The organism is Chloroflexus sp. (genome assembly GCF_034431535.1).
In the GTDB taxonomy this organism is placed as follows: Bacteria; Chloroflexota; Chloroflexia; order Chloroflexales; family Chloroflexaceae; genus Chloroflexus.
Genome location: NZ_DAOUDC010000009.1, coordinates 78,258 through 94,199 on the forward strand (window position 1 = coordinate 78,258; position 15,942 = coordinate 94,199).

At 58.7% G+C, this 15,942-nt stretch carries 15 protein-coding genes; 12 read left to right on the plus strand and 3 right to left on the minus strand.

Annotated features, from left to right (window positions below; genetic code table 11):
- The first annotated feature begins 189 nt into the window (after positions 1-189).
- The 12 genes from rpsU to U9R61_RS01850 all read left to right on the plus strand — a co-directional run bounded on the left by rpsU (position 190) and on the right by U9R61_RS01850 (position 13,341).
- The gene (gene rpsU, locus U9R61_RS01795) at positions 190-393 is read left to right on the plus strand and encodes a 30S ribosomal protein S21 (RefSeq protein WP_066788396.1); all 204 of its coding nucleotides are present in this window, start codon (positions 190-192) and stop codon (positions 391-393) included.
- 224 nt (positions 394-617) lie between these two features.
- Positions 618-1,700: a peptide chain release factor 1 gene (prfA, locus tag U9R61_RS01800; RefSeq protein ID WP_322487116.1), complete on the plus strand. Its 1,083-nt coding sequence runs from the start codon at positions 618-620 to the stop codon at positions 1,698-1,700.
- Positions 1,701-2,755: 1,055 nt separating this feature from the next.
- On the plus strand, positions 2,756-3,796 hold the full coding sequence (gene add, locus U9R61_RS01805) for an adenosine deaminase (RefSeq protein WP_322487117.1): 1,041 nt from the start codon (positions 2,756-2,758) through the stop codon (positions 3,794-3,796).
- 112 nt (positions 3,797-3,908) lie between these two features.
- Positions 3,909-5,462 (plus strand): ABC transporter ATP-binding protein, encoded by a 1,554-nt coding sequence (locus U9R61_RS01810; protein ID WP_322487118.1) that lies wholly within the window; start codon positions 3,909-3,911, stop codon positions 5,460-5,462.
- A 245-nt stretch (positions 5,463-5,707) separates the two neighbouring features.
- A complete protein-coding gene (locus tag U9R61_RS01815) occupies positions 5,708-6,847 on the plus strand; it encodes an ABC transporter permease (RefSeq protein WP_322487119.1) in 1,140 nt (379 codons plus the stop codon).
- Between the two features lie 98 nt (positions 6,848-6,945).
- Complete coding sequence (locus U9R61_RS01820) at positions 6,946-7,479, plus strand: acyl-CoA thioesterase (protein ID WP_322487120.1); 534 nt, start codon at positions 6,946-6,948, stop codon at positions 7,477-7,479.
- Entirely contained in the window at positions 7,476-7,943 is a 468-nt protein-coding gene (locus U9R61_RS01825) for a flavin reductase family protein (RefSeq protein ID WP_322487121.1), read from the plus strand. Before U9R61_RS01820 ends, U9R61_RS01825 begins: the two co-directional genes overlap by 4 nt.
- 44 nt (positions 7,944-7,987) lie before the next feature.
- Entirely contained in the window at positions 7,988-8,791 is an 804-nt protein-coding gene (locus U9R61_RS01830; RefSeq protein ID WP_322487122.1) for a phosphodiester glycosidase family protein, read from the plus strand.
- A gap of 112 nt (positions 8,792-8,903) precedes the next feature.
- Positions 8,904-9,944, plus strand: a complete 1,041-nt coding sequence (locus U9R61_RS01835; RefSeq protein ID WP_322487123.1) for a lysylphosphatidylglycerol synthase transmembrane domain-containing protein — start codon at positions 8,904-8,906, stop codon at positions 9,942-9,944.
- Positions 9,941-11,260: an NAD(P)/FAD-dependent oxidoreductase gene (locus tag U9R61_RS01840; protein ID WP_322487124.1), complete on the plus strand. Its 1,320-nt coding sequence runs from the start codon at positions 9,941-9,943 to the stop codon at positions 11,258-11,260. Before U9R61_RS01835 ends, U9R61_RS01840 begins: the two co-directional genes overlap by 4 nt.
- Positions 11,261-11,431: 171 nt before the next feature.
- The gene (locus tag U9R61_RS01845) at positions 11,432-12,487 is read left to right on the plus strand and encodes a LamG domain-containing protein (protein WP_322487125.1); all 1,056 of its coding nucleotides are present in this window, start codon (positions 11,432-11,434) and stop codon (positions 12,485-12,487) included.
- Positions 12,488-12,771: 284 nt separating this feature from the next.
- Positions 12,772-13,341, plus strand: a complete 570-nt coding sequence (locus U9R61_RS01850) for a helix-turn-helix domain-containing protein (protein WP_322487126.1) — start codon at positions 12,772-12,774, stop codon at positions 13,339-13,341.
- A 21-nt stretch (positions 13,342-13,362) separates the two neighbouring features.
- On the opposite strand, the gene U9R61_RS01855 is transcribed toward U9R61_RS01850, so the two are convergent.
- From U9R61_RS01855 to thiE, 3 genes are all read right to left on the minus strand, one after another.
- Positions 13,363-14,166 carry an SDR family oxidoreductase gene (locus U9R61_RS01855; protein WP_322487127.1) on the minus strand — a complete coding sequence of 268 codons (804 nt, stop codon included), beginning with the start codon at positions 14,164-14,166 and terminating at the stop codon, positions 13,363-13,365.
- Between the two features lie 136 nt (positions 14,167-14,302).
- Positions 14,303-15,103, minus strand: a complete 801-nt coding sequence (gene thiD, locus U9R61_RS01860) for a bifunctional hydroxymethylpyrimidine kinase/phosphomethylpyrimidine kinase (RefSeq protein ID WP_322487128.1) — start codon at positions 15,101-15,103, stop codon at positions 14,303-14,305.
- Between the two features lie 9 nt (positions 15,104-15,112).
- The gene (thiE, locus tag U9R61_RS01865) at positions 15,113-15,769 is read right to left on the minus strand and encodes a thiamine phosphate synthase (RefSeq protein ID WP_322487129.1); all 657 of its coding nucleotides are present in this window, start codon (positions 15,767-15,769) and stop codon (positions 15,113-15,115) included.
- Positions 15,770-15,942 lie beyond the last annotated feature (173 nt).

Sequence of the window (15,942 nt, forward strand, 5' to 3'; positions counted from 1 at the left end):
GCCATCCGGTATACTATTGCTTCGGTGTAGGAATCACGGCATTGCCGCTGCTCAGGGGCGCACCAAATCTGTTGCGAAGGAGGTGATGAGGGAGGATCGCGGGTACGACCATAGAGCCGGGCGTCGCCCCCCGCCAACCCACGGTTCTGTGCCGCATGCCGGTTGCCGTTCCGCCGATCTAGCAGCGCTATGCGAGTTGAACGTCGTGAAGGCGAAACCGTTGAGCAACTGATTCGCCGTTTCAATAAAGGTGTCGTCGCCGAGCGGATCACCAAGACCTATCGCGAGAAGATGCACTTCGTCTCGAAGAGCGAGCAGCGCAAAGAGAAGCGCCGCCGCGCTGAGCGCAATCGCCGCAAGAAGCTGGCCAAAGCTGCTTCGCTGGGAATGTAGCATGCGTATTGCTGATGGCACGATGCGCGATTATGATGTTGCGTATTGTGCCATCGGTTATCTTTGCGGAAATGGCGCTTGGGCAAGATAGCGGCGCGCAATGCCGTGCGCTAGCCCGCCGCTGGTCACACCAATCACAGTGACTTCGATCTGGAGCAAGGGCTAGTTGCGCCACCTCGCCCCAGATCAGCAACCACTATATCATCCAGATGGAATAATGTCTTATGTTCGATAAACTGGCTGCCGTCGCCGCGCGCTACGATGAACTCACCGAATTGATGGCACAGCCTGAGGTGGTGACCAACGTCACGCTCTTGCAGCAGTATGCCCGCGAACAGCGCGAATTGGAAGATGTGGTCGCTGCGTACCGGGACTATCAGGCGACGGTACGCGCGATTGATGAAGCCGAGGCGATGCTGGGCGAGAGCGACCCCGAATTGCGCACGTTGGCTCAAGAAGAGCTTGAGACGCAGCGCAAACGGTTGGCCGAACTCGAAGAGCAACTCAAGCTGTTGCTGCTGCCGCGCGATCCCAACGACTCGAAAGATGTGGTGATGGAGATCCGGCAGGGTGAAGGCGGTGATGAAGCCGCGCTCTTTGCCGCCGACCTCTTCCGCATGTACACCCGCTTTGCCGAGTCGAAGGGGTGGAAGGTAGAAGTTGACAGCATCACCGAAAACGGCATCGGCGGCATCAAAGAAGTGATTTTCCAGATCCACGGCGAAGGCGCGTACAGCCAATTAAAGTACGAGGGTGGCGTCCACCGGGTGCAGCGCGTGCCCGCCACCGAAGCCCGTGGCCGGATTCACACCTCGACCGCAACGGTGGCTGTGCTGCCCGAAGTCGAAGAGGCCGAGATCGAGGTGAAGCCGGAAGATTTGCGCATCGATGTCTTCCGCAGCGCCGGCCATGGCGGCCAAGGCGTCAATACCACCGACTCGGCGGTGCGCATTGTCTACAAGCCCGGCACCCCCGAAGAGATTGTCGTCACCTGCCAAGACGGTCGCTCGCAGATCCAAAACCGCGAACGGGCGATGACCGTGTTGCGCGCTCGCCTCTATGCTCGCGAACAAGAGAAACGGCAGCGCGAGATTGGCGCCTCTCGCCTTGCGCAGGTCGGCAGCGGCGAACGGGCCGAAAAGATCCGCACCTACAACTTCCCCCAAGACCGGATCACCGATCACCGGATTGGTCAGAACTTCTCGAACCTGCCGGCAGTGCTGAACGGCGAACTCGACAAGATTATCGAGGCGCTGATCGTCTACGACAACGCCGAACGGCTGCGCGCCAGCGGGATTACGAATTGAGGTGGCTGGCTAAAAAAGGAAGAGGCATGGAAGAGTCTACCACAAATCTCAATGAGTCTTCGGCGACCTATACCCGAAACACAGTCATACCTTCTTTTTTAGTCAGCCCCTGCTCAAAAGAATTCCGATCGACGAAACCGCAATAGATCCGCATCTTCCCACACTATGATACACTCATCCCAATGGTGAAATTTGGGTGGGTGATGCTCTCGCATGGTTGCGTTCACTTGCATCCGAGAGGGAGTTTATTCATTTGTGGATTTTCTGAAATTATCGCTGACATCAAACTTCCTGCATCGCGATACTTCGCCGGATGTCGCTGGTTGATCTGGCATTATAAAAACAAGGCTAATCTCGGTTCAGACTAGGGACGTTCCCACGAAAGCACCATTCATCTTAGACAGAGTAAAAACTTTACGTTTAAAACGAGCAGGACAACTTTTCGAGCTGCTTGTCAAGCTCATCCTCCAAGAGATAGGTTTAGCGTGCGAATCACGTACAATTCATATTCTAGTACCCCACTATCCTGATGTGCAAATTTCTTATGAACTTGATCTCGTTTTTTCACGCTATCACACGATCGTCGCCAAAGAAACCAGATTTATCAACCCTAATAAAATTATAGGATCCATCAAAACAACGAGTAAAGGTTGCCAGGAAGAAATATTGCGGTTGTAACCATTTTCTTACACGATGCACAAAGAGCCAGAATCAGAAATAATGATTTTGGCATCAATTCAACATTTAGAAGCAACCACTTTCTGGGCTACACTATTGCGTTAAATCAGTTAGACGGAGTGTATTGTGTAGATTCCGAGACAGTGTTCAGTGATCGTCTACGCCCTTATATCAGTGATTTTCAGTCATTTTTGACCAAGGATTTGTGGCAGCTCTCGCGGTGAACCATACCACAATAACTAGCGAATAATAGCCATTGGTCATTTACACTGGTTCACTGATCAGATACGATTGCTCCACGAACGCTCCCGCACCCACACCCCGCAACATCCGCTACAATACTATCTAACATCGTTCCTACGAGCGGGAGAAAGGCTATGCTCACGCCGGCGCTCGCGACTTTTATTGAACGCATGCCCAAAATCGAGCTGCATCTGCACCTCGAAGGTGCAGTCGCGCCGCGCACGTTTCTCGAGCTGAACCAACGCAACGGCATTCCGCTGCCCGTGCGCAGCGAGCAAGAATTGGCCGCCCTCTTTCACTACGATGATTTTCACGCTTTTTTGGGCGCATTTATGGCGCTGGCTGCGACCATCGTGCATGGCGAGGATTTTGAGCTGCTCGCGTTCGAGCTAGGGATGGAGCTAGCGGCGCAGCATGTTGTCTACGCCGAAGTGATGCTCTCACCGATGCAGCACGTGCGGCGCGGAGTTGATTTGCGCGAGGCGCTGGCCGGCACTGCCGCCGGCTTTGCGCGCGCGGCCCAGTATGGCGGGCCGCGCGTGGGGCTGGTGCTCGATTATGGTCGCCAATACGGCGCTGCGGCGGCATGGCCTATTCTCGAAACGGCGATTGCTTGCCGCTCGATCGGGGTGGTTGGCTGGTCGATTGGCGGCAATGAAATTGGTCATCCGCCCGAAGAGTTTATCGAACTATTTACCGCCGCCCGTGTCGCCGGTCTTGGCGTGATGGCCCATGCCGGCGAGGTGGTTGGCCCGGCCAGCGTCTGGGGCGCGATTGATGTGCTGGAAGTGAGCCGGATCGGTCACGGGATTCGCAGCGTAGATGATCCGGCGCTGCTGGCCGCCCTCGCCGTGCGCGGGATCGTGCTCGATGTCTGCCCAAGCAGCAATATTCGCACCAAAGCCATCACCGCATGGCCAGCCCACCCGCTGCGCCAGCTCTACGATGCCGGCGTACCAGTGACGATCAATTCCGATGACCCCACCTTCTTCGAGACCACCATCACCGAAGAGTTTCGCCGCGCTGCGCATTACCTCGGCTTTACCGCCGCCGATTTCTGCGCAATGACCCGCACCGCCGCCCAAGCGACCTTCTTGCCGTTTGCCGAACGCGCAGCACTGCTCGCTACCGTCGAACAATCGCTACACCAATTGCGCACTGAGCTGGGAGTATAGGCAGTTGCCGGCGAAACGGTCAGAATATGCTACAATACCCTATATCTCCGGCAGCGCCAGTCGATTGCAATGCCCGTCTGTCTTGCGCGATACGTATGCAATGAGGTTGCCTGTGACGCAGAATGGCTCAGACCGCCCGGTTGTGCTGGAAGCCCGCGGTATCACCAAACGCTTTCCCGGTGTTGTCGCTAATGATAATGTGTCGCTGAAGCTGTATAAGGGTGAAGTGTTGGCGCTGCTCGGCGAGAACGGCGCTGGCAAATCCACCCTGATGAACATCCTCTACGGGTTGTATCATCAAGACGAAGGCGAGATCTTTGTCAAAGGCGAACCCATTCGCATCAGCAATCCGCATGAGTCGATTGCGCGCGGCATCGGCATGGTTCACCAACACTTTCAGCTCGTACCGGTAATGACCGTCACCGAGAATATTATTCTCGGCAACGAAGTGACCAACGGCCCCTTCCTCAACCGCAAACAGGCTGCCGAACGCATCCGCGCCATTTCTGAGCAGTATGGCCTGCCGGTTGACCCCAACGCCCTTGTGGCCGATCTTGACGTTGGCGCGCAGCAGCGGGTTGAAATTATCAAGGCGCTCTACCGCAACGCCGATATTCTGATCCTCGATGAGCCGACCGCCGTGCTGACCCCGCAAGAGGCCGACGATCTGGTGCGGGTGATGCGCACCCTGACGGCGCAAGGAACTTCGATCATCTTTATTACCCACAAGCTGCGCGAAGTCTTAGAGGTTGCCGACCGGATCATCGTGTTGCGCGGCGGCAAAGTGGTCGGCGAGACCACGCCGGCGCAAGCGACCGAAGCTAGTCTGGCGGCGATGATGGTTGGGCGCGAAGTGATTTTGAAGGTCGAGAAACAGCCGGCCCGCCCCGGCGCGCCGGTGCTCGAAGTGCGCGGTTTGCAAGTCCGTGACGATCGCCGGCTGTTGGCCGTCAAAGGCATTGATCTTGAGGTGCGCGCCGGTGAGATTCTCGGCATCGCCGGTGTGCAAGGCAACGGCCAGACCGAGCTGGTTGCGGCGCTAACCGGCTTGCGCCCCAGCGAGGCCGGTACGGTGCGGATCGCCGGCGTTGACGCCAGCAACGCCACCCCGCGCCAGATCAGCGAGTTGGGGGTGGCCCACATTCCCGAAGACCGCCAGCGCGACGGGTTGGTGACATCGTACCCGCTCACCGATAATTCGGTGCTAGAATTGTACTACCTGCTGCCGTTCGCCCGCGGGATCGTGCGCGACGAGCAGGCGATCAACAAGCATTGCACCCGCTTGGTGGCCGAGTTTGATGTGCGCACGCCGAGCATTCACGCGCCGACTAGTTCGCTCAGCGGCGGCAACCAGCAGAAGCTGATCGTCGCCCGCGAGTTTACCCGCCCGCTCAAACTGTTGATTGCCTCGCAACCGACCCGTGGCATCGACGTCGGTTCGATTGAGTTCATTCACAACCAGATCGTGAAAAAGCGCGACGAGGGTGTAGCCGTATTGCTGGTCTCAGCCGAGCTTGATGAAATTTTATCGCTCGCCGACCGGATCGCCGTGATGTACCACGGCCAGATTGTGGCCACAGTCAAGAACGGCGAACTCTCGCGGGAAGAGTTGGGCCTCTTGATGGCCGGCGCGAAGCTCGATCGCGCAGTGCCGGTGGAAGCGTAATGAATGCGCTGGCGAGCCGTCGCCCCCTGTCATTACGAGCTGAGCGGGTAGGGTCCGAGCAACGCTCGGCCCGCTGCGCGGCGACGCAATCTCCCACGACAGAGGGAACGATGCCTTGAGCGGGTCGTCTTTTGCACGAGCAGGAGATTGCTTCGGGCGTTGCGCGCCCGCGCAATAACAGATTGGCGTCAGCGCGCGCCGCGCCCGCGCAATGACAGACTGGTTAAGCGATAAGGGAGAAAAGCATGGCGCAAGCAGCCACTGAAGCGGGGGTTCGCCCCTCGGCGCTCCGCCAAGTATGGGATCGCTGGTCAGGCATCCTCGTGCCAATACTGGCCGTTTTTAGCGCACTGGTCGTTGGCGCATTCATCATCGGCATTACCGGCACCGATTGGCAAGCCGCCTATATCGGCTTGTGGGAAGGCGCGTTCGGTTCGCCGCGCGCGATCGCCGACACCGTGGTGCGCTCGACGCCGTTTATCATCTGCGGCTTAGCAGTAGCGCTCGCCTTTAAGGCCGGGTTGTTCAACATCGGCGCGGAAGGGCAACTGTACGCCGGCGCAGTCGCAGCGGTCGTCATTGGCACCACGTTACAAATGCCGGCTATCTTTCACCTTCCGGCCACGCTGATTGCTGGCGCGCTCGGCGGGGCGGCGTGGGCGGCGATTGCCGGCTTTCTCAAGGCGCGTACCGGCGCGCACGAAGTGATTAATACGATCATGCTCAACTATATCGCGTTACGCATGACCGACTGGCTGATCCGCAGCAAGACGCCATATATCCTCGGCGATCCTGCCGATACCACTGGCGCCCGATCGCGGCTGATCGCCGATACAGCCCGCTTGCCCGGCATCCAGGTGGGCAGCTCGACCATTTTACACCTTGGCATTCTGCTTGCGATCGTGCTGGTCTTCGTGATCGCATGGCTGCTCTACCGCACGACCCTCGGCTTCGAGATGCGCACCGCCGGCACCAACCCGAACGCCGCTCGCTACGCCGGAATCAGCGTGCCGCGCACGATCGTGCTGGCAATGGCGTTTGCTGGCGGGTTGGCCGGAGTGGCCGGTGCGATTGAAGTGAGCGGTGTACGCGGTTCGCTCAGCGCCGATTTCTTTTCCGGTCTTGGCTTCGACGCAATTGCTGTTGCCCTGCTCGCTCGCGCCAACCCGGTGGGGATTATCTTTTCGGGATTACTCTGGGGCAGTTTGCTCACTGGCGCGCGCTTGATGCAAGTGCGGGCCAGCCTATCGATCGATGTGATCAAGATTGTCCAAGCCTTGATCATTATGTTCGTCGCTGCCGACCAGATTGTCCGCTTTATTTATCGCCTGCCCAAACGCAAAGCGGGCGAAGAGACCCAACTCTCGAAGGGATGGGGCGGGTAAGAGTGCGGCAATGCCAAGGTGCATCAGGATATCAGGCTAACGGATTTGTACTCTCACACCAGTTTCGCGTTGTTCTTATCGCCAACGACGGCGCTCAGATGAGCGCCGTTGTCTGCCTTGCTGTTCAGGTGATTATGGACGACATCATGATTCAACACCGGCCGGCCAAACCGGCTGCCGAAGAACGGATGGCCGAGATTATCTTGCCGCATCAAACGAACGGCTACGGCACCATGTTCGGCGGCGATGTCATGGCATTGATGGATAAAGCCGCCGCCATCGCGGCCTTGCGGTTCTGCCGGCTGCCAGTCGTCACTGCCTCAACTGAACGGATCGATTTTCGCACCCCGATTGGACAAGGCGAGATTGTTGAAGCCTTTTCGCGGGTGATCTATGTCGGGCGCAGCTCGATGGTAGTGCGCGTGCGACTCTTCGCCGAACACCCGCTGATCGGCGATCGTCGCCTCTGCACGACCGGCTATTTCAGCATGGTTGCGATTAACCGTGAAGGCGGGCCATCGCCAACGGTACCGCAACTGCTCTTGCTTGATGACGAAGCCCGCGCCGAACATGCCGTCGGCGCCGAGATTCACGCCGCGATCGCGGCCCGCCGCAATACAGGACGACCATGATCGACGAATCACTCTTTCGCCAAACCATGAGTCATTTCGCTTCGGGGGTAACCGTCGTCACGACCGCCCACGAAAGCCGCTTGGCCGGCTTGACCGTGAGTTCGTTCGCCTCGCTGTCGTTGCGCCCGCCACTGGTACTGATCTGTATCGATCATGCGGCAACCAGCCACGATGTGATCGCGGCTGCCGGCCAATTCGCGGTGAACATATTGGCTGAAGATCAAGAATATCTCTCGCGCCGCTTTGCGATGCATGATAGCGAGAAATTTGCCCCGCACAGCTACACCCTCTCGCCGCGCGGGTTGCCACTTCTGCACGGCGTGCTGGCCCAAATCGAGTGCCGGTTGCACAGTACCCTGACCGGCGGCGACCATACCATCTTCGTGGGTGAGGTAGTCGATGCGCGTGTCTTTGGGGGTCGGCCCCTGTTGTACTACCGGTCGGGATATCACCAGTTGGGGTGAGACGTCACGGCCACATTTGGCGTGGCGCGTTATGGAAGAGTGTAATGCTACGGTTATTGTGTGCGTTATTCGCCGGTCTCTTCGTCTTTACCGCCTGCGCCGGGGCTTCCCCGCCCAACAGTGTGCTGGCTGACGTGCCAACCCTGATGCCGACCCGACCAGCAACACCCTCAGCGTCTGCCGGTGACTGGCGCCCGCTGGCCGCCGGGATCGAATTGCGTCGTTTAGACACGCCCGGCGTGCCGGTGCAAGTGATTCGCGTCGATCCGGCCAAAGTGCGGTTCGTCGTGGGCTATGATCCTGCGGCACCACGTACCCTCAGCGCTTGGGCAGCGCAATACGGCGCGGTTGCCGCAATTAATGGCGGCTTTTTTGATGCGAACGGCGAACCAGTGGCGATGTTAATCAGCGATCAACGAGTCATTGGTCAGAGTTATGTCGATCAAGGTGGTATGTTTGCGATTGATGACGCCGGCGTACCACATCTCTGGTCGCTCGCTGACCAGCCCTACGACGGTACACCTTTTGTGCAAGCCATTCAGGGTTGGCCGCTGCTGGTGCGTCCGGGGAATAAAGCTGCCTATACTAGCGACGACGGCCAACGCGCGCGCCGGAGTGCGATTGCGCTCGATCGGGCCGGGCATGTGCTCTTGATTGTCGCTCCCGGCGCAACGTTTAGCCTTGCTGAATGGTCGCAATTTCTGGCCGGAGCTGATCTTGGCATCGAGATCGCGGTCAACCTTGACGGCGGCTCTTCTACCGGCCTCATCGCGCAAAGCGATCGAGGCGGCCTACGGATTGACTCGTTTGTCCCCCTCCCCTTTGCGCTGCTAGTACTCCCGCTTTGACAGGCTGTGATAGCAAGGGTAAGATGCAGGGAAGCGGCAGTGCGGCGCGCGGATAACAGGGGCATAGCAGCGCTATACCCGTACATGAAGGATTATTTAAAAGGGAATCTTTGTGCGGTATTGGAAATTATGGCTTGGGCTGATTATTAGCGCAATCTTCCTTGGGATTGCCCTCTATGGCCTCGATCTGGCCCATTTCTGGGAAGCGCTGCGCGAGGCGAATTATTGGTGGCTGCTTCCGGGAATCGCCGTCTATTTTGCCACCGTCTGGGTACGCACGTGGCGCTGGCAATCGATGCTCAACCATATCACGCCGGTACCGCTGCGTGAGCTCTTCCCCATTGTGGTCATTGGCTACATGGGCAACAATGTCTACCCAGCGCGCGCCGGTGAAGTATTGCGCAGCTATGTGCTGCGGCGCAACTGCGGCATCGCGATGAGCGCATCGCTGGCGACAGTGGTGCTTGAGCGGTTGTTTGACGGCTTGGTGATGCTGCTCTTTGTGGCGATCACGCTGCCCTTTGCCCCGCTGCCTACCGCATTTCGCACCCTTGTCATAGTATTTAGCGCCCTGTTCATTGTGGCGTTGATCGCATTCATCGCTTTAGCCGCCCACCCGCAACGCATGAGCCGGCTGTACGCCCTTGCCGTTGACCGGTTTGCGCCGCCGTTCCTCCGCCCGCGCATTCACGGTCTCTTTGACCGGTTTATTGCCGGGTTGCAATCGCTGCGCAGCCCGCGCGAAATGCTGGTTATTCTGCTGACCTCAACCCTGATCTGGCTCGGTGAAACGCTCAAATATTGGTTCGTGATGCACGCCTTTCCGTTTGAAGTCTCGTTTTTGGTCTTGATGCTGATGACCGCGGTGGTGAATCTCTTCACCACCATCCCTTCTACGCCGGGGTATATCGGCACCTTTGATGCGCCCGGCATTACGATCTTAACCCAGTTCGGCGTGACCCATGCGCTAGCCGCCGGCTATACGCTGGTGCTGCACGTGGCGCTATGGCTGCCGGTAACGCTGCTTGGCGCGTGGCATATGCTGCGCCAAAGCCTCACATGGCGCGATATGGATCGGGCGGCAGCGTTGCGTGAACAGGCAACGACGACAACAACTGAAGACACTTCTGTCACCCAGAAGGTGTTGCCATGAAGATTGCGATCGTCGGCGCCGGCATTGCCGGTCTGAGCGCTGCGTATGATCTCGCCGGACGCGGCCATGCGGTGACGGTCTATGAAGCCGGTGAGCAGGTGGGCGGGTTGGCGAGCGGTTTTCGTGATCCGGCGTGGCAATGGCCGCTCGAACGGTTTTACCATCACATTTTCACCACCGATCACACTATTATCGATCTGACCAACGAGATCGGCATGCGTGACCGGCTCTTCTTCCGCGCGCCGGTGACAGCGCAGTGGTGGCGCGGGCGCGGATATGCGCTCGATGGCGTGCTGCCAGTGTTGCGCTTCCCCGGCTTGCCCTTACTCGACCGGCTGCGCTTTGGCGTGAGCGCCTTTTACCTCAAGTTCATCACCAACAATTGGCAACGGCTCGAACAGGTGACGGCCACCGCGTGGACGGAACGCTATTCGGGGCGCAATGTGGCGCGGGTGATCTGGCATCCGCTACTCGAAGGTAAATTCGGCCCCCACGCCGATGAGGTCAATATGGCATGGCTGTGGGCGCGGCTGCGCGCGCGCAGCTTCAAGCTAGGGTATTTTCAAGGCGGCTTTCAAGCGTTTGCCGATGGGTTGTGCGCTGCTTGCGCGCAGCGCGGGGTACAGGTGTGGCGGCAAACGCCGGTGAAGGCCGTGACGCAGACAGAAACTGGTTGGCAGGTGATCGCCGGCGATCACCCTCCCGCTGATTACGACGCGCTGCTCGTTACCGGCGCGCCGGGATTGCTGGCGCGGCTGGTGCCCCATCTCCCGACCAGCTACCTTGGCCAACTGCGCCAGTTGCGCTCGATGGGGGCGGTCGTGATGACCATCGCCCTGCGCCAACCGCTCACCAACGGTATCTATTGGCTCAACCTGCCCAAAGATGAATTCCCATTTTTGGCGCTGGTTGAACACACCAACTTCATTGAACCGGAATATTACGGCGGCGACCGCCTGCTCTACTGCGGCGACTATCTCGATCCTGACCACGAGTATTTTCAGCTTACGCCAGAAGCGTTGCTCGAACGCTTCATGCCGGCCTTACGCCAAATCAACCCCGCCTTCCGCCGCGAGTGGGTGCGCGCGTACTGGCTGCACCGCGAAACCTACGCCCAACCGATTGTCCCGGTCAATCACAGCCGCAATATCCCGCCGATTGCCACCCCGCTGCTCGGCCTCTACTGGGCTAGTATGAGCCAAGTCTACCCGTGGGATCGCGGCACCAACTATGCGGTTGAATTGGGCCGGCGCGCAGCGCAGATCATACTCGCCCGCCCGCACCCAACGGCGCAACCGGTACCTTCCGGCTATTGATGATGCACTGATGATGTGATAAGTCATTTCTATATCACACGATACATGCGAAGCTATCTCCATCCGACGCAAAATCATCTTCCTCATTCGCGCTGAGCGAAGATCGCTGCGGGTAGTCTGGGCCAGCGTTGCCTTACCCGGACCATTCCGCACAACACCATAGGGGGGAATATGCACACATACCGGCTGATAGGCATCGTGATCCTGATCAGCGTCCTCATCGGTTGCAGTGCGAGCAACGCTCTCCCATCACCCACGCTAGCCCAAGGGCCGGCAGAAACGATCAACCCTGCCCAGCCTGTCATTACCCCAAACTCGGCTGCTACCACTAGTCTTGCCCAAACCGCACCTAGCCCGCTCGCCACTACGCCCGCCACCGCAACGCCAAGCTCAGCCGGCGGCTTCTCCATCCGATTGTTCGGCAGCAGTACCAATGATCTCGACCGGATCAAAATCCCGCTCGGAACGATCAGCAGCAGCGGCCAACTAACCAGTTTGCGCCCAGTGAATGTCGGCGGCGATCTGACGCTGGAGTTCTGGATGAAGGCGAATGCCGCCGATAATACCGCACCAGCTTGCGATGGCTGGTACTACGGCAATATTATTATTGACCGCGACATCTTCGGTAACGGTGATTACGGCGACTACGGCATTGCGATTTGCGATGGCAAGTTGGTCGTTGGTTTCAGTGTAGGAAACGACGATCAATTACTGAAGGGCAATCGCACCGTCACCGATGGCGTGTGGCATCACATTGCTGTCACCCGCGCCAATAGCGGGCAGGTGCGGCTGTTTGTAGACGGCCAGCTCGACGCGCAGATGAACGGGCCGAGCGGGCGGATTGATTATCGGCTCAATCGCCCAACCTCGTACCCCAACAGCGACCCCTACCTCGTGTTTGGAGCCGAAAAGCATGACTATCCGGGCAGCCGCTACTACAACGGCCTGCTCGATGACGTGCGGCTGTCGAACAGCGTGCGCTATACCGGCAATTTTACCCCCCCTACGGCGCCGCACCCCGCCGATGCCAACACTTTGGCCCTCTACCGCTTTGATGAAGGCAGCGGCACCGCGATCGGCGACAGCGCACCGGGCAACCAAAGCCCCGGCACATTGCAACCACGCACCGGCGGCACGGTCCAGCATTGGTCGACCGACACCCCCTTTGCCAACAGCAGCGCGCCGCTCACCCCGCGCGCCTTTTTGCCGATGATTATCCGCAGCTAGGCGCACTAGCCGCCGGCGCCTCAGCAATTCCGCAACCGTCTCGCCATTGTTGCCCGGCTACGCACGAGCGTAGCCGGGCAAGGTTACATTATTTCTGGCAAATGATGTACGTATATAATTATAATGTTGACAACACGCGAAAAGATAGCATTCAGGTGCGCAGGCGATTGAGCCACGCGGCCTAGACGATGCTCGCCTTAGCTAGACCAACCCTCGCCAACACCTGCCCCGAAAGAAGTGATATAATCAGCAAACGGTCTCAAATCTGATGACGTTAGGAGTCGATGATGATTCTACACAAATTCGATGTTATTAACCATCCAGTGCGGATGCGCATCTTCCAAGCCTTGTACAGCGGCCCCTATTCGATTAACCAACTGAGCCGTTTGCTGCCCGATGTCCCGCGCCCATCGCTCTACCGTCACATTCACAAGATGCTCGACGCCGGAATCATCAAAGTTGCCGCCACCCGGCACGTCAACGGGATTGAAGAGCGCTTTTTCCTGCCGGTGTTCGGGCAAGTGCGACTATCCGAGATTCATGATGAGGAGGGTATGAAAAAACTTGCCGAGCACGTGAGCATCTACGGCTGGGTGGTCGCGCAAGACTTTGCCCGCTACCTGCTCGAGCGCGGCGATCCAAACTTTGACGATATTTCCGCTCACGATTTTACGTTTTACGCCACTGATGAAGAGTGCCGCCAACTGCGCGATGCGATTCACCAATTGTTGCGCTCAGCCGAGCAGCAACCTCCCACCGAGGGGCGCACGTTGCGGCGCATGTTTGTGCTGGGATACCCACTAGCCACGCTGCCGCACAAGACGACCGACCACAACAACAACGGAGCGGAATGATCCTAGGGCCACGCGCCCAGACTATCCTCCAAGCAAGCTCTTCATTTGGCGGAAGATCAGGCGCACGGCAAACTGTGGATTGATCCGGTAGAGCCGATCCATCATCGTTGCATCGTTACCGACCAGCACTCGAAACCGATTGCGCTCCATACCCTCGACGATGATTTGCGCTGCCCGCTCAGCCGGCAATGGCGTGATCGAGGGTTGTTTATCGGTGCGCGGCAAGCTGCTCACACCTGAATTCGCCGTGATGTTGGTACTGATGGCGCCGGGGAAAACGACCGTCACCCGTACCTTGGTTTCCAGCAGTTCAGAATATAACCCTTCGGTAAAGAGCTTCACCGCTGCTTTGGCCGCGCCGTAGATGGTCTGTCCCGGCACCGGCACAAAGCCGCCCATGCTCGAAATGTTTACAATATGCGCTTCGGGCCGGGCCAGCAGGTGAGGCAAAAAGGCTTTGGTCATCCTCACGGTGCCGTAGAAATTGACATTCATAACCCGCTCAATCGTCGCCTCATCGAGATCAGGCACACGCACAAACGGCTGAATGATGCCAGCATTGTTGATCAGGCCATCGACTGCACCGTGGGCAGCCACTACGCGCGCCGGTAAAACAGCCACGGCGGCGCGTTCGGTAATGTCCATTTCGTGGGTTGAAAGCCGGCTGGCTTGCGCTCCCGCCAATTCCACCGTCTCACGCAGGGTAGCCGAGTTGAGATCAACCGCCGCTACCCGCGCCCTTTTCGCCAGTAAATGCAACACTAAGGCCCGGCCGATTCCGCTGCCGCCGCCGGTAACGACAATGACTTTGTTCTGTACGCGCATAGGTATTGTCCGTCATTCTTCGATTAGCTTGAACAAATGGTGAGGGTACCATACTCGACAATATCTGTCTTGTCAACCAAAACAGCCGAGACGGCCAATGTGGCCGTCTCGCTCCAACCATCCGTATTGCCGGCGATCACGCCGCTTGTTCATACCACGCGGCGAAATGATGCACTGGCCCGTGACCATGGCCCAAACCCGGCGCATGGCGCAAGGCCAAGGTGATATATTCTTTGGCCGCTTGCACGGCCTCGGGCACCGGCAGACCTTTGGCTAAGCCAGCCGCTATCGCCGACGCAAACGTGCAACCGGTACCGTGGGTGTGGCGAGTCTCGATCCGGGGTGAAGTGAAATAGCGGTACTGTGCCCCATCGTAGAGCACATCAATGCTATCGCCTTGCAGATGTCCGCCTTTGACCAACACCCAACGCGGCCCCATGCGATGGATCGCTTGCGCCGCTTGTTCCATCGCGGCGACTGTCTCGATCGCTATGCCAGTCAAGGCGCGCGCTTCGGGCAGGTTGGGGGTGACAATCGTCGCCAACGGCAAGAGTAGTTCAATCAGGGCCGTTTGCGCTGCCGGATGCAACAGCGGATCGCCGCTCTTGGCGACCATCACCGGATCGATCACCAGTGCGGGCCACCGGTAGACCCGCGCTTTTTCAGCAACCACAGCGATAATTTCGGTATTGGCCAGCATCCCGGTCTTGACCGCATCAACCCCAATATCGCTGACCACCGAATCGATCTGCTGGCCGACAAACGCCGCCGGCAATTCGATCACCCCTTGCACACCGATCGTATTCTGCGCCGTCACCGCGGTAAGGGCGCTCATTCCATACACCCCCAGCGCGGCAAAGGTCTTGAGATCGGCCTGAATGCCGGCCCCGCCGCCCGAATCCGAGCCGGCAATCGTCAAACAGCGTGGCAACGCCATAGTTACTCCTTATCTATGCACGTTGGCGCGCGCAGCAGCGACAAGCGCGCGCAACTGCTGCGCTGCCGCAGTGACATCTTCGGCAGCGACCACCGCCGACACGACGGCGATGCCTTGCGCGCCGGCAGCGATGGCATCGGCAGCGTTGGCCGCATTGATCCCGCCAATCGCGACGACCGGCAGCGACACGTGCCGGCAAATCTCACGTAGGCCATCCATCCCGATTGGTGGCGCGGCGTCGGGTTTGGTCGGGGTAGCGAATACCGGCCCTACCCCCAGATAATCGGCGCCGTCTTGCACGGCCTGCATTGCCTCGGCCAGATTAGCCGCCGAGACCCCCAACAGCTTGTCAGGGCCGATCAAGCGACGGGCCACTGCCGCCGGCATATCATCTTGGCCAATATGCACCCCCTCGGCATCAATCGCCAAGGCCACATCGAGCCGGTCATTGACGATCAGCGGCACGCCAGCGCGCCGGGTCAGTTCGCGCAACACCTGCGCTTCGGCGATCATCTGGCGGGTAGCGGCTACCTTTTCGCGGTACTGCACCACCGTCGCACCGCCGGCAATCGCTGCTTCGATCACTGCCAGATGCGAGCGGCCCCGTGATAAGCCGGCATCGGTGACGACATAGAGGCTCCAGTCAATGTGAGTTTTTGGTTGCATAGATGAATAACTCGATATGGCGTGCGGCAGTTCCACAGCCGCACTGTATCATGATGAGTACGAACGGTTTGGAATGCGGCAGTTCCACTGCCGCACGCCATAACACACTGGCTGATTTACGGCAATGAGACTACCGCACACCATCATGCGATGAGTGCGCGTAATGCGCCTGA